17 protein-coding genes and 1 pseudogene are annotated in these 18,703 nt (G+C 58.2%); 16 read left to right on the forward strand and 2 right to left on the reverse strand.

The features are described 5' to 3' along the window. Positions 1 to 461: 461 nt before the first annotated feature. On the reverse strand, positions 462 to 1,496 hold the full coding sequence (locus ACQZ5F_RS19010) for a LacI family DNA-binding transcriptional regulator (protein WP_225337929.1): 1,035 nt from the start codon (positions 1,494 to 1,496) through the stop codon (positions 462 to 464). A 187-nt stretch (positions 1,497 to 1,683) separates the two neighbouring features. On the opposite strand from ACQZ5F_RS19010, the gene ACQZ5F_RS19015 reads away from it, so the two are divergent. From ACQZ5F_RS19015 to ACQZ5F_RS19050, 8 genes and pseudogenes are all read left to right on the forward strand, one after another. After that, positions 1,684 to 3,228, forward strand: a complete 1,545-nt coding sequence (locus ACQZ5F_RS19015; protein WP_349506700.1) for a sugar ABC transporter ATP-binding protein — start codon at positions 1,684 to 1,686, stop codon at positions 3,226 to 3,228. Further along, complete coding sequence (locus tag ACQZ5F_RS19020) at positions 3,228 to 4,226, forward strand: ABC transporter permease (RefSeq protein ID WP_046802156.1); 999 nt, start codon at positions 3,228 to 3,230, stop codon at positions 4,224 to 4,226. The genes ACQZ5F_RS19015 and ACQZ5F_RS19020 overlap by 1 nt, the downstream gene beginning before the upstream one ends. 103 nt (positions 4,227 to 4,329) lie before the next feature. Continuing rightward, positions 4,330 to 5,253: a sugar ABC transporter substrate-binding protein gene (locus ACQZ5F_RS19025; RefSeq protein WP_046802155.1), complete on the forward strand. Its 924-nt coding sequence runs from the start codon at positions 4,330 to 4,332 to the stop codon at positions 5,251 to 5,253. Positions 5,254 to 5,322: 69 nt separating this feature from the next. Continuing rightward, positions 5,323 to 6,273 carry a sugar phosphate isomerase/epimerase family protein gene (locus ACQZ5F_RS19030; RefSeq protein WP_448730713.1) on the forward strand — a complete coding sequence of 317 codons (951 nt, stop codon included), beginning with the start codon at positions 5,323 to 5,325 and terminating at the stop codon, positions 6,271 to 6,273. 24 nt (positions 6,274 to 6,297) lie between these two features. Beyond that, entirely contained in the window at positions 6,298 to 7,332 is a 1,035-nt protein-coding gene (locus tag ACQZ5F_RS19035) for a Gfo/Idh/MocA family protein (RefSeq protein WP_225337926.1), read from the forward strand. Between the two features lie 31 nt (positions 7,333 to 7,363). Beyond that, positions 7,364 to 8,263 carry a sugar phosphate isomerase/epimerase family protein gene (locus tag ACQZ5F_RS19040; protein WP_448730714.1) on the forward strand — a complete coding sequence of 300 codons (900 nt, stop codon included), beginning with the start codon at positions 7,364 to 7,366 and terminating at the stop codon, positions 8,261 to 8,263. A gap of 23 nt (positions 8,264 to 8,286) precedes the next feature. Next, entirely contained in the window at positions 8,287 to 9,318 is a 1,032-nt protein-coding gene (locus ACQZ5F_RS19045; RefSeq protein ID WP_225337923.1) for a Gfo/Idh/MocA family protein, read from the forward strand. 117 nt (positions 9,319 to 9,435) lie between these two features. After that, positions 9,436 to 9,859 (forward strand): annotated as a pseudogene (locus ACQZ5F_RS19050) (PfkB family carbohydrate kinase); the annotation flags it as partial. 132 nt (positions 9,860 to 9,991) lie between these two features. On the opposite strand, the gene ACQZ5F_RS19055 reads toward ACQZ5F_RS19050, so the two are convergent. After that, complete coding sequence (locus tag ACQZ5F_RS19055; RefSeq protein WP_052820628.1) at positions 9,992 to 10,711, reverse strand: GntR family transcriptional regulator; 720 nt, start codon at positions 10,709 to 10,711, stop codon at positions 9,992 to 9,994. Positions 10,712 to 10,908: 197 nt separating this feature from the next. On the opposite strand from ACQZ5F_RS19055, the gene ACQZ5F_RS19060 reads away from it, so the two are divergent. From ACQZ5F_RS19060 to ACQZ5F_RS19095, 8 genes are all read left to right on the forward strand, one after another. Continuing rightward, positions 10,909 to 11,742: a substrate-binding periplasmic protein gene (locus ACQZ5F_RS19060; protein ID WP_137087490.1), complete on the forward strand. Its 834-nt coding sequence runs from the start codon at positions 10,909 to 10,911 to the stop codon at positions 11,740 to 11,742. A 67-nt stretch (positions 11,743 to 11,809) separates the two neighbouring features. Next, on the forward strand, positions 11,810 to 12,592 hold the full coding sequence (locus ACQZ5F_RS19065) for an amino acid ABC transporter ATP-binding protein (protein WP_046802149.1): 783 nt from the start codon (positions 11,810 to 11,812) through the stop codon (positions 12,590 to 12,592). 9 nt (positions 12,593 to 12,601) lie between these two features. Then, positions 12,602 to 13,264 carry an amino acid ABC transporter permease gene (locus ACQZ5F_RS19070; protein WP_046802148.1) on the forward strand — a complete coding sequence of 221 codons (663 nt, stop codon included), beginning with the start codon at positions 12,602 to 12,604 and terminating at the stop codon, positions 13,262 to 13,264. 9 nt (positions 13,265 to 13,273) lie between these two features. Further along, complete coding sequence (locus ACQZ5F_RS19075; protein ID WP_046802147.1) at positions 13,274 to 13,939, forward strand: amino acid ABC transporter permease; 666 nt, start codon at positions 13,274 to 13,276, stop codon at positions 13,937 to 13,939. A 25-nt stretch (positions 13,940 to 13,964) separates the two neighbouring features. Beyond that, a complete protein-coding gene (gene dapA / locus ACQZ5F_RS19080) occupies positions 13,965 to 14,843 on the forward strand; it encodes a 4-hydroxy-tetrahydrodipicolinate synthase (protein WP_046802146.1) in 879 nt (292 codons plus the stop codon). A 57-nt stretch (positions 14,844 to 14,900) separates the two neighbouring features. Beyond that, on the forward strand, positions 14,901 to 16,139 hold the full coding sequence (locus tag ACQZ5F_RS19085; RefSeq protein WP_448730715.1) for an NAD(P)/FAD-dependent oxidoreductase: 1,239 nt from the start codon (positions 14,901 to 14,903) through the stop codon (positions 16,137 to 16,139). 35 nt (positions 16,140 to 16,174) lie between these two features. Further along, positions 16,175 to 17,650, forward strand: coding sequence for an aldehyde dehydrogenase family protein (locus ACQZ5F_RS19090; protein ID WP_225337921.1), 1,476 nt, complete (start codon positions 16,175 to 16,177; stop codon positions 17,648 to 17,650). 11 nt (positions 17,651 to 17,661) lie between these two features. After that, positions 17,662 to 18,696, forward strand: coding sequence for a proline racemase family protein (locus ACQZ5F_RS19095; protein WP_225337920.1), 1,035 nt, complete (start codon positions 17,662 to 17,664; stop codon positions 18,694 to 18,696). Positions 18,697 to 18,703 lie beyond the last annotated feature (7 nt).

Raw genomic sequence — 18,703 nt, forward strand, 5'->3', positions numbered from 1 at the left:
TCCACTTAGCACTTGGTGGACACTATCCCACTCCAGGGCAGCGCCGGTAGGCGGCCATCACGCCACGCTTACACACAAAACGTGAATCAGCTGATGGTAGACAGGGGTAATTGCGCACTTATGCTACGCAACATATGTGCTCCAGCAGCCACAGGCTTGACCGGCGGACTTGTCGTATGCTGAGATCCAGCACATGCGCCGCCGAGATCATTGTCATCCGAATTGTCATCCGACCGGCAATCACCTTTAACAAAACCTCGACCCTCTGCAGATCGCGCTCGCTCATCGTAATCAGTCCTATCTGGAATCTCCCAGAGGTCAGTCAGACCCGGGAAATGTGACATTCTAATTTTGCGGAAACAGGACACATGAACTTTGCGAGGTGAATACTAGGACAGATGCCGCGCTGATTTGTATCCCATCAAGAGCATGAAAGCTCTTCCCGGCCTAGGGATAACGCGTCAAATATTTGCTGCGGTGAATATCTCGAAGGGAAGGAGATGTTGCGTGACGGATGGCGTTCTGTGTGTATCCAGCGCATCGACCATGGCGCGTACCAGTGTTTCCGCCAGCAGAACCGGGGGATGTGACAGGACCGCCTTTATGACGCCATCGGCCAATCCGGCGCGCGTCTCATTTGTCAGTTCGTGAGCCACCACCACCAGACGGTTGGATGAGGTGGTGTCGCATTCGCGTAAGGCGCGCATCACCCCTGTAATGCCGCCACCCGCAACGTAAAGGCCGACCCAGTTGCCCTCTGATTTCAGAAGTCTTTGGGTAATCTCGTAGGCGATTTCAGGCTCTTCACGGGTCCCAAGCGTTTCCATCATCTGAAAGTCCGGGGCGCTCTCCCGGAAGTAGGATCGGAACCCCATCTCGCACAGTTCCTGGGAAAGATATCGATGACTTCCGACAAAGACTGCAACCTTGCCCGGATTGGGGTTCAGGTTGTCTATGAACCATGCCGCCGTTCTACCCTTTTTGACGCAATCGTTGCCCACATAGCCGGTGCGACCACGAGCGGTCAGATCAGAAATCATCGTGAAAACCGGAATGCCTTCTTGCTCTAGCCCATCGACTGCCTGATTGATCTGCGGGTGGTCGGAGGTGATAACGCTGATGGCATCGCATTCTCGGCTCATCGACAACATCGTATCGGCGGTTTGTTCAGGTGTCAGTTCGTCGTCAAAGCGAATGATGGCTCTGCCGTGGGCTTCGGGATAAGTCTCGACTGCCTTCGTTAAAACCTCTGCCCACATTCGGTAGAGCTTGCGGTGCGACTGCTTCAGGAGGAAGCCAAGTTTCACTCTCGGCTTCTCATTTTCAAGCCGTCGCTTGATTGCAGTCACACCATGAAAACCGATTTTTTCAGCAGCGGCGAGCACGCGTTCAGCCGTTTGGGGTCTCACCGGATCTCGTCCGTTCAGGACGCGATCTACGGTCGAGATCCCAACATTTGCGGCCTTTGCGAGGTCTGAAATGGTAGGGCGCGACATGGATAAAAACTCCCATAATTTGAAAGTAAGTATGGGTGTTTATGGGAGATTCGTCCAGTGCCAAATTGACAGAATGGCGGCTGTTGTGGTGATTTATCACGAAGGAAGAGGAGCCATTCGTCGATAAGAATGGATCGTCGCGGAAACGCGATTTGGGAGGAATGCAGAAATGTCTGCCGCAATTACGATGCATCCTGACGGGTGTGCGAACGATATCGCTTTGCCGAAAGGCGGCCTTGTTCTCGAAATGCGCGAAATCGTCAAGGCATTTCCAGGCGTGCTTGCCCTTGATCGCATGAACCTCAAGGTTCGCCCCGGTACGGTTCATGTTCTCGTTGGAGAAAATGGCGCCGGCAAGTCAACCCTGATGAAAATCCTGAGCGGCGCCTATTCGATCGATGGCGGTGAGATTCTCTTCAAGGGTGAAAAGCTGGCAGGACAGGACACCTCGGGTGCCCTTGAGAGGGGTATTTCGATGATCCACCAGGAACTCAGCCCCATCCTGGACATGACGATTGCGGAAAACATCTTCCTTGGTCGTGAGCCGATGGTGGCAGGCAAGGGCCTGTTTTCCCACTTCGTCGATTTTCGCAAGATGAACACCGATACACGGTTGCTGCTTGCGCGCGTCGGATTGAAGTTCGATCCCGAGACGCCGATGCGCGACCTCTCCATCGCGTCGATGCAGCTTGTCGAGATCGTCAAGGCCATTTCTCGCGAGGCGTCGCTGGTCATCATGGATGAACCAACGTCGGCGATCAGCGACACGGAGGTTGCGATGCTGTTCAGACAGATCGCCGATCTGAAGGCTGGTGGTGTCGCCATTATCTACATCACCCACAAGATGGATGAGATTTTCCAGATTGCCGACGACATCACTGTCATGCGCGACGGCCAGTTCGTTGGCGCGGGGCCAGCTACCGAATACAACGAGACAAGACTGATTTCACAAATGGTTGGCCGTACCATTTCCAACATCTTTCCGAAGGAAGAAGTCCCGATCGGCGAGGTCGTTCTGTCAGTCGAGAACCTTTCGAGACATGGCGTGTTCAATGACGTCAACTTCACGGTGCGTGCCGGCGAAATTGTCGGTCTGGCGGGCTTGATCGGCGCAGGGCGCACGGAAGTTGCGCGCGTGATCTTTGGTCTGGATAACGCTGATGAAGGCTCGGTCCGGCTCAATGGAAATGCTCTGACGCTGACGTCTCCCGCTGACGCTATCGCGAGCGGGATCGCCATGGTTTCAGAAGACCGAAAATCCGAAGGTCTGGTTCTCTGCCGATCCGTGGGAGAAAACATATCGCTTGCCAATCTTCGCAAGTTCACGTCGGGCCTCTTCATCAGCGAGCGGCAGGAAGAGACCGCTGCACAGCGTATGATCAAGATGCTGCAGATCAAGACGCCCGATACGGCGATGATTGTCGAAAACCTGAGCGGCGGAAACCAGCAGAAGATCGTTCTTGCCAAATGGCTCTTGGGAGATCTGAAGCTCCTGATCCTTGATGAGCCTACCCGCGGCATCGATGTCGGATCGAAATCTGAAATTCACCGCCTCATGACCGAGTTCGCACGACAGGGGCTGGCCATCATCATGATCTCGTCGGAATTGCCCGAAGTGCTCGGGATGAGCGATCGCGTCGTAGTGATGGGCGAGGGGCGTGTGGCGGGAGAACTGACAAGAAGCGAGGCGAATCAGGAAAACATCATGCGCCTCGCTACGGGAGGACATTGATGAGTACTGACCAGATGACAACCAATACCAAGCCGCGTCTGAGATTGAGTGATCTCGATTTCGCGCATATCTATCGCAAATATGGCACTATTCTGATTTTCGTCGGGATATTCATTCTGGCGTCGTTTCTCAGTCCGACATTTTTGACTGAAGCCAATCTCACCAACGTACTTCGGCAGGTTGTCGTTGTCAGTCTGCTGGCATGCGGCGTGACCTTCATCATCATTCTCGGGCACATAGATGTGTCGCTCGGCTCCGTGCTGGCGTTGTGTGGGGTAATTTCCGCGAGCGTGATGGCAACGACCGGCAGCATAACGCTCGCGATCATTGCGGGCATTGCTGTTGGTATTGTCACAGGAGCGATCAACGGCTTCGTCATTACATTTTTCCGGATCCCTTCGTTTATCATGACCCTGGCAATGACGACAGTCGCGCGCGGGACGGTCCTGCTCTACACCGCCGGCGCCCCGGTTTCAGGTCTGGGTGACTTCAAGATCATCGGTCAGGGATCCATCGGGCCGTTTCCGATCTCGGTGCTTATTCTGGTGGCATTTGCCCTGATATCCTGGGTCCTGCTGAACAAGACCAAGTTCGGCCGCTATATCTACGCCGTTGGCGGAAATGAGCGCGCAGCCCGGGCGTCAGGTATCAACCCGGACAGCATAGTCATGCGCGCCTTTATCTTCAATGGCATCCTTTGTGCTGTCGCCGGTATCGTCCTGATGTCGCGCATCAACTCCGGTCAGCCGGCAGGCGGCGTCGGCTATGAGTTCGACGCGATCACGGCAGTCGTTGTCGGCGGCACCAGCCTGATGGGCGGTACCGGAACGATAACCGGAACAATCGTCGGTGCGATGATCATCGGCGTCATCAACAACATCCTCAATCTCATGAATGTCAGCTCATACTGGCAGCAGATCATCAAGGGACTGATCATAGCCGTGGCCGTGATCCTTGATGTCTGGACCAAATCGGCCCGCAGAAAGAAGAAGGCCTGAAAAAGCGGCTCAGCCGCCGATGAAAACGGCGGCGGGCGACCTCTGTGTCCGCGCAAAAGCGCCCCACCAAATGACATCACCATTTCAATCGGGAGGAGACCCTATGAAACTGATCGCGAAAATTGCCCTAGCCTGCGCCGTCTCGGCAGCCGCTCTCTCAGCAAGCGCAGCCTCGGCAGCCGACAAGTTCGTCGTCGGATATGCCAACATGGCAGACACGGACGTGTTCGTCATGGCGCGTAAGACGGCCTTTATCGAGGCTGCCAAGGCAGACAAGGACATTGACGTCAAGTTCACCGATGCCAATAACGACATCAGCAAGCAGCTTGACCAGATCGACAATCTCATCGCCCAGAAGGTCAATGCGATCGTTGTGGTCCCGGTTGACTACGAGGGCATCGTTCCAGGCGTTGAGAAGGCCAATGAGGCCGGTATTCCCGTGATTGCCCTGGGTATCCAGTCGGCGGGCGGCAAATCGACATTCGTCGGCTCCAAGAACATCGATGCCGGTAAGCTGCAGGCTCAATACATGAAGGACAATCTGCCGAAGGACGCGCAGATTCTTTATCTCCAGGGCACACCAGGCCTTTACCACTCGCAGGAACGGATGAAGGGCTTTGAAGAAGGCCTCGATCGCCCTGACGTCAAGATTATCGCGAACCTTTCCGGAAATTACGACCGCGCCGAAGGCATGAAGGTTACCGAGGACTGGATCCAGAGTTTTCCGAAGTTCGACGCGATCATTGCGGCGAATGACCAGATGGCACTCGGCGCTCTCCAGGCCCTTCAGGCTGCTAACCGTCTCAAAGGTGTGATGATCTCCGGTGTCGACGGCGTTCCCGATGCGCTTCATGCGATCAAGGCGGGCGAGATGTCACAGACGATCTTCCAGAACGCTGCCGGTCAGGCGGAGGCCGCTTTCGAAGTCGTTGAAACCATCAAGAAGGGCGAGCAGCCGCCAGCCGAAAAGCTCGTGCCGTTCGAGTCAATCACCAAGGACAATGTCGACCAATACGCGAAGAAGTAATTCCCCCCAAGACGCGTGCCGGGGCGCGGTGCCCCGGCGCGCAAAGCATACAGGCATTTTTTGGAGCCAATGGAAATGATGCGTCTAAGCCTTGTGACCGACATTCTCGGTCACCTCTCCTTCGAAGAGATGATCGATACAGTTTCGAACCTCGGTTTTGAAGCCGTTGAGCTAGGATGTGGCAACTGGTCAAAGGCCCCGCATTTGCGGCTGGATGAACTTCTTGCAAGCGAGACCGCACGTTCCGATTTTCTTGATGCGCTCAAGCGTCGCGGACTGACGATTTCGGCACTTAATTGCTCAGGTAATCAGCTGCATCCGGGCCCGAGCGGAGCCGATCATCGCGCCGTTGTCGACAAGACGTTCCGCCTTGCTGAGAAGCTCGGTGTCAAGACTGTGGTAATGATGTCCGGATGCCCGGGCGGCACACCGACCGATCAATTGCCAAACTGGATCACCCACGTCATTTTGCCGGAGCATGAGACCGCTCTCGACTATCAGTGGAACGATGTTCTCATCCCCTACTTCCAGAAGGCAGGACAGCTAGCGAAGGAGTGCGGGATCAAGATTGCCATCGAAAATCTTGGGGCAACGATGATCCACAATCCGGCCAACATGCTGCGTCTGCGAGAGCATGTTGATCCGGTTGTCGGCATGAACTTCGATCCCAGCCATCACATGTGGATGGGCGGCGATCCTATAGCAGCAGTCCGGTTGCTCGGCGATGCGATCCACTACATGCATGCCAAGGATGTGAGGTTGGAGCGTACGCTCGCCGAAGCCAATGGTCTGATCGATACCTATTGGATCAACGACATTGCAAAACGTTCCTGGAACTACGTCGCACTTGGACACGGCCATGATGTGCAGTGGTGGAAGGAGTTTTTCGCAGTCGCCCGTCTTACTGGCTACGACGGCCCGGTCAGCCTCGAGATGGAAGATGCCGGCATGGAGCCACTGATCGGCGTCAAGAAATCACTGACCACCCTGAAACTTGCGCTGCCGCGCGACTTTGACTGAAAATCCCTCGACAGGACAAATCAAATGACCCTCAAAATCGGTGTTATCGGAACTGGCGCGATTGGCCAGGAGCATATCGAGCGCCTTCACAACAGGCTGGTTGGCGCAACTGTCGTCGCCGTCAACGACATCAACAGAAAACAGGCCGAGGCTGTTGCTAAAAGTATCACTCCGGCGGCGCGCGTCTTCGACAGTGGTCAGGCACTTATCGCCGATCCGCAGGTCGATGCGATCGTGGTGACTTCCTGGGGGCCGACACATGAGGAATTCGTCCTTGCTTCCATCGCTGCGGGGAAGCCGGTCTTTTGCGAAAAGCCACTCGCCACGAGTGCGCAAGCCTGCCTCAACATCGTCAACGCCGAAGTCGCAAGCGGGCGCCATCTTGTGCAAGTCGGTTTCATGCGCCGCTACGACCGAAGCTACCGGCTTTTGAAGCAGCAAATCGACAATGGCAATCTCGGCGCGCCATTGATGGTGCATTGCGCGCACCGCAACCCGTCGGTTCCTGATGTCTACGCCGGGGACATGGCGATCACGGATTCATTTGTTCATGAGATTGATGTTCTCAGATGGCTTCTGGACGATGACTATGTATCTGCGCAGGTGGTTTTGCCGCGCAAGACACGTCACAGCCGCAAGGATCTCGACGATCCCCATATGATCCTGCTCGAAACCAAGAAGGGCATCAGGATCGACGTCGAAATCTTCGTCAATTGCCCCTACGGATATGACATTCAATGCCAGGTCGTCGGTGAAGATGGTATTGGCTATCTGCCTGAACCGATGAGCGTCCTGTTGCGCAAGGAGGCAAAGCTCAGCCACGAGATCCTGCAGGACTGGAAGTTGCGCTTTATAGACAGCTACGATGTCGAACTACAGGAATGGATCGGGTCCGTGAAGGCTGGCGTCGTGCGCGGGCCGACTGCCTGGGATGGCTATTTCGCCTCCGCGACTGCCGATGCTTGTGTCGTTGCCAAACATTCGGGCGGTATCGTGCCAATCGAAATCGGCAGCCGCCCCGATTTTTACGACCCGCAGCCAAAATTGTCGGCCGCCTGAGCGTCGAAATCAGGAAGGAGAGAAAACGTCAATGAAACACGCGCTTGACCCCCACATGATCCGGCATCTTTCCCTTGAGGAAACATGCCGGAAAACCGCGGAACTGGGCTACGATTACGTAGAGCTTTCCCCACGCCCCGATTTTCTGTCTTGGTGGACTCGTCCCAAGGTTTATCCAGAGCGCGTGAAGTCGTTCAAAAAGGCGCTGAAGGACCATGGTGTCGGCCTTGCGACGCTGCAACCGATGTATCGCTGGGCAAGCCCCTATGCGGACGAATGGGAAGTGGCGATCGACAACTGGAAACGCGCCATCGAGATCGCCGTCGAGATGGAATGCCCGATGTTCGTTTCGGAATTCGGCCGCGGCGGTTCACCGGAGCGCAGCCTTAACGACCGTTCCGGCCTGCATCGTCCGGAAACCTGCGAAGCGCAGTTCTTCCGCGCCATGGATATTCTGGTGCCGATCCTCGAACGGGAAGGGCTGGTACTGTCGCTGGAGGCCCATCCCGAAGACTGGATCGAGGAGATCGCGCCGGCCATCGACATCATCAAGACCATCAACTCCAAGGCGGTGAAGGCCTCCTTCATCGCGCCGCATACGTTCTTCTACGGGCCGGACATGGTGGCTAACCTCCGTGCCACCGAGGGCCATCTGGTGCATGTGCGCCTTGCTGATACCTATGACCACAACAAGTCTTCTCAGCTGCGCTACATCGTCAATCCCCCCGGCTCAAAGGTCAGGGTGCATCAGCACACTGATTTCGGCCAGGGCGAAATCGACTGGGAGACCTTCTTTGCGACGCTTGCCGACATGAAATTCGGTGGCGTTCTGTCGAACTGCGTATTTGCCTGGGAGGACTGTGCGGAGGACAGCATTCGTTACATGCGCTCGGAGACGCAGAGATATGCCGACAAGTACTGGAAGCAGTAATCGGGTTGAGGCGGGGAAAACACATGCGCATCGGACTGGTAGGATACGGCACGGGCGGGCGGCATTTCCACGCGCCCTACATCGCAGCAGCGGATGGAGTGGAGCTAACAGGCGTTGTCGCGCGAGCGCCAGAGACCATTTGCAGGGTGCAGGCCGATCTGCCAGATGTCGCCGTCTACGATAGTTTGACGGCCATGATAAATGCCGGAGATATCGATGCCGTCACCATAACGACGCCACCGCATACCCGACGTGAACTTGTCCTGGAGGCAATCGCGGCCGGCCTGCACGTCGTTGCTGATAAACCCTTTGCTCCCAGTGCCGCAGTGGCCCGCGAGCTCGATGAAGCCGCAAAGCAAGCCGACGTCGTTCTTGGCGTCTACCATAACCGTCGTTTTGACGCCGACATCCTGACGTTGAAAAAGGTTCTGGAAACCGGCCAGCTCGGCGCGTTGTGGAGAGTGCATTCCCGCATGGAGTTCGATGATCCGGACACGCTGGAAGCCGGGCCGACGGGAGGGCTGCTACGTGATCTCGGTAGCCATCTCGTGGATCAAATGCTCTGGCTGATCGGGCCTGTCAAACACGTCTCGGCCTACATGGACATGGCACAAACGGCGCAGGGCAACACCGACGCCGGGTTTGTCATCAATCTGATGCATGCCAACGGTGTGCACTCTCATCTGTCGGCATCGAAACTCAACCGCCTGACGACGCGGGAATTCAGGGCCTATGGAAAAAACGGCAGCTATGTTTCTTTCGGCACCGACGTCCAGACGCAGGCGATCTTCAAAGGGAAAAAGCCGGCGGACGACCTGAAGGGGTGGGGGTACGAAACACCCGACCGATGGGGAGTTCTGAAAACGCGAACACGTGACGAGCGTGTTCCGTCGGAACAGGGCCGCTATCATTCCTACTACGAAGCTTTTGCGAAGGCCGTTGAAGAAAAAGGTGAGCCTCCCGTCACCGCAGAGCAAGCCGCGGCAACTCTTGCAGTTCTCGATGCTGCCCGCCTGTCCGCAATTGAAGGACGAACCATTCAGATCGAGCCGTAGCGGTTTTTCAAACACCCGGACGCGGTAATAGCACCGTCTCCAGTCATTAACTCAGCCAATGCGCGTGCAGGCGGACGCATGCCTTGATCAGGACGTGTGTGCAGCGGAAAGACGAAGATGAATAAGCAACTCGATGTTATCACCATCGGACGGTCCAGCGTCGATCGCTACGGTGCACAGGTGGGTGGCCGTCTGGAGGACATGGGAACCTTCCACAAATACATTGGTGGCAGCCCCACGAACATTGCATGTGGCGCAGCGCGCCTCGGACTGAAAAGTGCAGTCATCACACGCGTCGGTGACGAACACATGGGCCGTTTCATTCGTGAGCAACTGATCAGTGAAAAGGTTGATACCCGTGGTGTGACTACGGATCCGGAGCGGCTGACCGCGCTTGTTATCCTTGGCATTCGCGACGAGAACCAGTTTCCGCCGGTCTTCTATCGCCATCGATGATGATCTGATCAGCGAAGCGCGTGCGGTCGTTGCTACCGGAACACATCTGTCGAATATCCGAACAGAGGCGGCTGTGATGAAGGCATAGCCGTTCTGCGTCGCTAGCGGTCGCTTCCACAATTCTACCCGCGCTCTCCACTGCAGGGCGGTCCCGGAAGCCCGCGACCCATCCTTCTGAAATTGTCCCGACGAAGCCCATGCTGTTGACGCTCAGGATCTATTCCGCAGCTCGCAATGGACCGAGCGTGACATCCGTTGTGTAGTTTTCGCGCATGAAGTTGATGAAATTGTCCTGGAACTGCCGCGTGTGAGCGTGGGCCAGCTCGTCAGCCAGATCGATATTCCGATCGCGGACGGCCTCGAACATCTTGGTATGCTCGTCAGTCAGGAGATAGCCTTCGTGGGTTCTCTCAAGATACTCGAAATGCAGATGAAGCATGCGCTGTCCCTGCGAGAGAAGCTTCTCATAGAAGGATGCGAGGTATTGGTTCTTGCCGGCGTAGGCGATCGCCATGTGGAATTCCTTGTTGGCCTCCGACATGGCGAGATGGTTTCCGGTCTTGACCGCGGCGGCGAACGCCTTGTCGCGCTTGGCGATAACCTTGAGGTCGGCGTCCGTTCGTAGCGCCGCCGCCAACCGCGTGTTCATCCGCTGGGCGATATCGAGCGCCTCCACGTACTTCGGAAACGTTGCGACTTCGATCGGGGCGACGATCGTGCTGCGGTTCGAAAGTGTTACGACCAGCTCGTCCGAGCCGAGACGGATGAGAGCTTCGCGCACCGGAGCGCGGGACATGTTGAAGCGCTCTGCGAGCGTCGTCTCGTCCAGGAGCTGGCCCGGAGGAAGTGCGAGCGAGAGAATCTCATTTCTCAGGCTTTCATATACGCTTCGCGAGCCGGTTCCGCGCACCCGCTTCGTTTCAGTCTCGTCAGACACTTAGGTCCCTTTCTTTCGCAATGCGGCATTGGGCCAGAAAACCCCGCTGCTCGCAATGTAATTTTTTCGCTTGACTTTGTCGACACGCTGTTGACATTTTATCGTCAGTCGACACCAAGCCGACAGATAAGAACAAAAGAACGGCTCAAGCCGACGAGTGGAACAACGCGCTTCGCGCACAGCAAAGAGGAATGCCGATGCTTTCGAAGATGATAACGTCCGCCTTGCGGGCGATGCCCGCGCTCGCCCTGGTGGCAGGTCTGTCCGCCACCTCTGCCCACGCCCAGACCGCCGAAGGATACTGGCAGGGCGTCCAGAAGGCCGGTGTTCTGAAATGCGGTGCGGCCGTCGCCCCGCCTTACATCATGCGTGATCCCGCGACTGGCGAATACTCGGGCTTTTACGCCGATCTTTGCCGTGAATTCGCCGACGCCCTCAAGGTCAAGGCTGAGTTCGTCGATACGACCTGGGACAACATAGTAGCGGGCCTGCAGGCGAGCAAGTGGGACGTCTCCCTGGCGCTCAACCGCACTCCGGCGCGCGCCATGGCCGTCCAGTTCTCGATCCCGGCGATGGAGTACCAGATCTCTCTCGTCTACAACAAGAACAACCCGAAGATCCCGCAGGGCGCAACGTCGGTCGCTGACGTCGACAAGGCTGGCGTCACGATCGCCGTCATGTCGGGTACCGCGCAGGACAAGGCCATTTCGGCCGCGGTCAAGACCGCCACGATCATGCGCCTGCCGGGCAACGATGAGACGCGCCTGGCGCTGACGTCCAAGCGCGCAGACATCCTGGTGGACGCCTCCGACACCAACCTGCTTCTGACGCAGGCGAATCCAGACTGGGCGGTTGCACTCAGCCCGACGCCGGCGCTCGCCAAGCAGGGCGTTTCCTTCGGCCTGCCGCACAACATGTCTACGGCCGATGTCGAAGTGGTCAATATCTTCCTTGAAGAGAAGGTCGCGACGGGTCACGTCGACGATTTGATCAAGAAGGCGGTCGATCAGGTCCTCAAGGGCTCGAACTAACATCGCCAACAGCGCTGACGCCCATTGGTCGGCGCTGTCCCGCACTCGATGTAAACCGAGATCGGCCATGACCATGTCTTTCAATTTACCTCTCGTTAAAATGCAGGCCCTGCACAAGAGCTACGGCGACGGTGCGATTCAGGTGCTCAGGGGCATCGACATCGAAATGAAGCCCGGCGACCGCGTCGTCGTCATAGGCCCGAGCGGTGGCGGCAAGAGCACGCTTCTCCGCGTCATGATGGGCCTCGAACAGATTGACAGCGGTTCGATCAGTTTCGACGGCAAGCCTTACATCTCTTCGGAGGGGCCAGCCAAGAAGACCCTCATCGACACCAACGTTCGTCGTTCGATCGGCATGGTGTTTCAGCACTATACGCTGTTCCCACATCTCAGCGTCATCCAGAACTTGATGCTCGCACCATGCAAGGTCCGGGGCGAACCGAAAGCGTCGGCGCAGGCCCGTGCGCAGGCTCTCCTTGAGCGGTTCGGCCTGGGCGCGAAAGCCAAGGCCTACCCGGCCCAGCTATCGGGCGGCCAGAAGCAGCGGGTCGCCATCGCGCGCGCCCTGATGCTCGATCCCAAGCTGATGCTGTTCGACGAGGTGACTTCTGCGCTCGACCCGGAACTTGTCAGCGAAGTCGAGCAGGTGATCATGCAGCTCGCCTCGCAGAACATGCCGATGATGATCGTCACGCATGACATGTGGTTCGCAAAGAACATCGCGTCCCGTGTCATCTTCTGTGCCGGCGGTGTCGTGGTCGAAGACGGTCCGCCCGAACAGGTGCTCGGTTCTCCGAAGGAGGAGCGCACCAAGGAATTCATCGACCGCGTTTTCCACATCAAGCAATAGGAGGTGGCGATGAACTACACGTTCGACTTTAACTCCATTTCCTTTGCACCACTTTTGCGGGGGCTGGTGGTATCGCTCGAGCTGACGGTCGCTGCGAACATCATAGGCGTTATCGCCGGCTTCGGCCTCGCCCTGCTGCTGATGAGCCCGTACCGGCTCCTTCGCATGCCGTTCATGCTCTTCGTCGAGTTCTTCCGGTGTACGCCTGCGATCGTCCAGATCGTGTGGATCTTTTACTGCGTGCCAATGCTGTTCGACGTCTTCCTCGATCCAATCACGATGGGGGTGATGGCGCTCGGCCTCAACCTCACAGCCTTCAACGCCGAAGCTTACCGCGCGTCGATTCAGGCGGTTCCCAGGGAACAGCTCGACGCCGGGATCGCGCTGGGGCTCAATCCCTGGCAACGCGTTCTCTACATCGTGTTTCCGACCGCGTTCCGCGCCTCGGTTCCGGTGCTTTTAACAAACGGCATCGTCATCTTCCAGCAGAGCGCGCTCGTCGCCATCGTTGCAATCGCCGACCTTATGTATGAGGCGAAATCGCTTGCCACCGAAACATATCGTCCGATCGAAACATTCACCGTCGTGGCCCTCATCTATTTCGCCGTGTCGTTCCCCGTCACCCAGATCGTCGGGTTTCTGGAACGCCGCCGTCAAATGCTCGCAAGCTAGGAGGTTCATATGTCGCTTGATTTCTCCGTCCTCGCAAGGTTCGAACATGCGCTCCTTCTCGGGCTCATGACGACGTTGGAGCTCACGGCGGTCTGTATTTTGTTGGGATGCATGCTTGGCTTCCTTGCCGGCCTGGCGCGAACATCGCGCAGCACCTTTCTTCGCCTGATTTCCGGAACCTACGTCGAGTTCTTCCGCGGCACGCCCGTGCTCATCCAGCTTTTCTGGATCTTCTTCTGCCTGCCCCTGATCCTGGGCGTCGAACTCTCTAACTTCGCATCTGGCGTCATCGCCTTGACGCTCTACATGGGAGCGATCACCAGCGAGACGTTTCGCGCCAGCCTCAAATCGATCGGGCCTGAGCAGAGGGATGCATGCGTCGCCCTCGGTCTGCCGTCGTGGGTGCAGGTGACCAGCGTCATTCTTCCCCAAGCCGTCCTGCGCGCGATCCCGACGCTTCTGTCGAACTGCGTCAGCCTCTTCAAGGAGAGCGCACTGGTCTCGGCGGTCGGCATGGCAGACCTGATGTTCGTCAGTCAGAACATTTCCAACAACACGGCCAGGCCTGTCGAAGTGCTCACCGTGGTCGCTCTCATCTACTTCGTCATCGCTTTCCCCATCACACGAGCAGTCACGCTCGTCGAGGGACGTATCCTCAAGAAACTCGCAATCTAGCGGCCCGTTACAGGAGAACAATTCCATGAAACTTTCCGGCGTCATGCCCGCGCTCATCACCCCGTTCGACGCGAACGGCAAGGTCGATTTTAAGGCCTACGAAAAGCACCTGACTGCGCTGCGTGCCGCTGGTGTTACGGGCTGGGTTCCGATGGGCTCGACTGGCGAGTATTCCGCCCTTTCAAACGACGAGCGCCTTGAAGTGCTCAAGTTCGTGAAGGACTTTGCGAATGACGGCGAGATCCTCATCGCGGGTACTAACGCGCCTGCCACCCGAGAGGTCATCGAGAACACGTTGAAGGCCAAGGAAATCGGTTACGACACGGTGCTGCTCGCAACGCCGTTCTACACCCGTCCGACGCAGGACGAACTCCTCTCACACTTCAAGACGGTGCTGAAGGAAACCGACGTCAATCTCGTTCTCTACAGCTACCCCTACAAGGACGGCGTTGAGATTGGCTTCGACATCCTGGACGCGCTTGCGGATGATCGGCGCGTGCTGGGGATCAAGGAAAGCTCGGGATCCCTCCAGCGCGCTATCGACATCCATTCGCGTTACAGTGGCCGCATCGACCTCGTATCCGGTTCGGACGACATCGCTCTCGACTTCATGTTCTGGGGCGCCGACTCCTGGATCTGCGGACCCGCCAACTGCATGGCGAAGGCCTGCGTTGACCTCGACCGAACCTTCCGCTCGGGCGACCTGAAGGCCGCGCGGGAGAAGATGATCGTCCTCTATCGCGCGATGAACATCCTCGAAAGCGGGAAGTTCGTGCAGAAGGTGAAGTACGGCTGCGAGCTGCAGGGGCTTCCGGTAGGTATCACCCGCGCTCCGCTCGGAGAGCTGACCGCCGAAGAGAAGGCCGAATTCAAGGCTGCGATGCAGCCGATCCTGAATTGGTAAAAGATGCGACCGGCCGGAACAGACCTCCGGCCGTCTTCCCAAGATCGAGGAGCTGAAGTGTCTCAAACCATCGTCGTCGGTGCCGGGATCATCGGCACAGCAATCGCATACCAATTACAGCGTCGTGGCGAGACCGTGGTGCTCCTTGATCGCAACGAGCCGGGGACGGGCGCGTCCTATGGCAACATGGCGAGCATTGCCGTGACTGAATTCATGCCTGCGTCCCGTCCGGGAATCTGGGTGCAGATGCCGGGGTGGATGCTCGATCCCGAAGGCCCGGTTCGTATTCGACCCTCCTACATGCCAAAGCTTATCCCCTGGTTCCTGCGCTTTCTATCAGCCAGCCGACCTTCAAAGCTTCGCGAGCTGGAGTCGGCGGGCGCTGTCCTGTGCCGTCGCGTCTACGAAGACCTGGATGCGCTACTCGACGAGACCGGCCTCCGGCACATGATTTCCGCCGAGGGTTGCCTCAGCGTCTACACCGACGAGGCCGAGTTCAGAGCCGACCACGAACATATCGAAATTCTCGACCGGTTTGGCTTTCGATATGAAGTCCTTGGCAGCAACGCCATTCGCGACCTCGAACCTGCGATAACCACGAAGATTGGCAAGGCGGTGCTCTTCCCGGACAATCGGTCCATAGCCAATCCCTATGAGCTCGTCGTAGCGCTTGCGGACCAGTTCAAAAAGCTGGGCGGTTCCGTTCAGGCCGGCGAGGTCGTGGGCTTTGAACATGAAGGCGGTGGCGTCAGCGCCGTGGGCTTGAAAGACGGACGAAGGATTGAAGCGGGTAGGGTGGTTCTCGCCGCAGGGGCATTCACTGGGCGACTGTCGGCCATGCTCGGCGAGCCGATCCCCCTCGAGACCGAGCGCGGCTACCATACGCAAATCCAGGCGCCCGGCGTCTCCATGCGTCACTCTCTCATCTGGCCGGCTCGTGCCTTCATGGTCACGCCGACCGCAGGAGGCATCCGTGTTGGCGGCACGGTCGAGATGGCGGGGCTCGACGCCGCCTCTGACTACCGTCGGGCGAAGGTGCTGGTGAAGCGGGCAAGGGAAGCGCTTCCCGAGCTGCAGGTGGAGGGCGTCACGGAATGGATGGGCCATCGGCCGGCTATGCCCGACACGGTGCCGGTGATGGGCCGGTCCGCAAAGAGAACGAATGTCTGGTACGCCACGGGTCACGGACATCTTGGCCTGACTTACGGGGCCACCACAGCCCGTCTGATGACGGATCTCATTACGGGCGCTGCGCCGCCCGTCGACATGAAACCCTATCGCGTCGACCGGTTCTAAACCGGCTGCGACCAACGAAGGCAAGGGAACTGACAATGCGAACCGAACTCTATATCGATGGCAAGTGGGCGAAGCCGGTCAAGGGTGGCTCTTCCACCGTGACGAACCCGGCGACCGAGGAAGTCATTCAAACGATTGCTTCCGCCACGGCCGAAGACGTCGACATCGCGGTGAAAGCTGCTCGCCGGGCGTTCGACAAGGACGGTTGGCCTAAGCTCACGGGAGCGCAGCGCGCCAAGTATCTGCGCGCGATCGCGGACGGTATCCGCGCCCGGCAGTCGGAGATCGCCAAGCTTGAAGTCCTCGACAATGGAAAGCCGTTTCCCGAAGCGGACTGGGATATTGCGGACGCGGCCGGTTGCTTCGACTTCTACGCGGACCTCGCCGAGCAGCTCGACAACAATCCGGAAGAAATCATCGCGTTGCCGGATGATCGCTTTACATCCAAGGCGGTCAAGGAGCCGGTCGGCGTGGCCGGCGCGATCATCCCCTGGAACTTCCCGCTTCTGATGGCCGCCTGGAAGGTGGCTCCGGCCCTCGCGGCTGGATGCACGGTCGTCCTGAAGCCTGCAGAACTCACCTCGCTTACGGCGCTTGAGCTTGCGGCGGTCGCAGATGAGGCGGGGCTTCCTCCGGGCGTCCTGAACGTCTTGACCGGCACCGGCTCGGTCGCCGGGCAGGCCATCATTGATCACAAGGGCGTCGACAAGCTGGCCTTCACGGGCTCTGGCCCGGTGGGCTCGAAGATCATGGCCGCCGCTGCGCGCGACATCAAGCGCATCAGCCTCGAACTCGGTGGCAAGTCGCCATTCGTGGTGTTCGAGGACGCGGATATCGACGACGCGGTCGAGTGGGTCATGTTCGGCATCTTCTGGAACCAAGGACAAGTCTGCTCCGGCACGTCGCGCGTTCTGGTCCAGGATACCATCTACGATCGTTTCATGGCCCGATTGGTCGAGGAGACGAAGAAGATCAAGATCGGTAACGGCCTCGACGAGGGCGTGCTCCTTGGACCGCTCGTATCACAGAAGCAATATGAGAACGTCGTCGCCGCGATCGAGGGCGCGCGAAAGGCGGGAGCGACCGTCGCCAGCGGCGGCGAACGTCCGGAAGGCTTTGACAAGGGCTACTACCTGCAGCCAACGATCCTCACCGACGTGCCGCTGGATAGCGACGCCTGGATCGAGGAGATTTTCGGACCGGTCGTCTGCGTCAAGCCGTTCAAGACCGAGGACGAGGCGATCGAGCTTTCGAATGATTCCCGTTTCGGTCTCGGAGCGGCCGTGATGTCGAAGGACGACGCTCGCGCCGAGCGCGTCGCAGCCGCCTTCCGCGCCGGCATTGTCTGGATCAACTGCTCGCAGCCGACATTCACGGAAGCGCCATGGGGCGGCTACAAGGAATCGGGTATCGGCCGAGAACTCGGACACTGGGGTCTCGAAAACTACCTCGAGACCAAGCAGATCACCAAGTACGTGACCGACAAGCCCTGGGGCTGGTACATCAAGTGAGGCCAGCGAGCATGGAATTCGGAAAGCATCTCGACCTTCTTCTGGTTCATTGCCAGGGAGAACTTGGCCACGTCCTCGTCGGCGGCGCTCCGGAAATCCCCGGAGCGACCATGCTGGACAAGATGAACCATATCAATAATGTGGACGATAGTCTTCGCAGGTTCGTTACGTTCGAACCGCGTGCCAACGTCGCCATGTCGGTGAACCTGCTGGTCGCCCCGACACGGCCGGACGCCGACGCCGGCTTCATCGTGCTTCAGGCTGATCGCGCTCATCCCATGTCTGGCAGCAATTGCATCTGCTTCGTAACTGCCCTTCTCGAGAGCGGCCGCATTCCGATGGTCGAACCTGAGACGACCGTCAGGCTGGACACGCCCGCGGGCTTGATCGTGGCCCAGGCCCGATGTGAGAACGGTCGTTGCGTCGGTGTCAGCCTCAACAACGTGCCGAGCTTTGCAGAGCTGCTGGATCATGAGATCGACACCCCAGCGTGGGGGCGCATCAAGGTCGATATTGCGTTCGGCGGCGTCTACTACGCCCTGGTGGACGTTGGGCAAGTCGACCTCACGATCGCGCCCGACAACGCCCGAAAGCTCGCGGAGGCAGGGATCGAACTCAAGCGGCTTCTTGCCGAGCAGGTAAGTGTGTCGCATCCGACGCTGCCTGGCGTCGACGAGATCGCCTACGTCATGTTCCGTGACAACGAACCGGACGGTGCCGTACGCACTTGCACCACACTCCAGCCGGGACGCGTTGACCGCTCTCCGTGTGGCACTGGAAGCTCGGCAAATCTCGCAACGCTTCACGCACGGGGTCTCGTCACCGTAGGCGATGCGCGGACGTCCAGATCGATTATCGGCGGTGAGTTCATTGCCGAAGTGATCGGAGAGACCGAGATTGGCGGTCGCAAGGCCGTGCTTCCAAGGATCACAGGGCGTGGCTACGTGTACGGTCGAACCGAATTGCGAGTGGAAAGTGATGACCCGTTCATGACGGGTTTTGCATTGTCGGACACTTGGGGGCCGCAGGTCGGCCTCCTGAAATGAGGTGAGA

The sequence above is a fragment of the Agrobacterium sp. 22-210-1 genome (assembly GCF_053522525.1).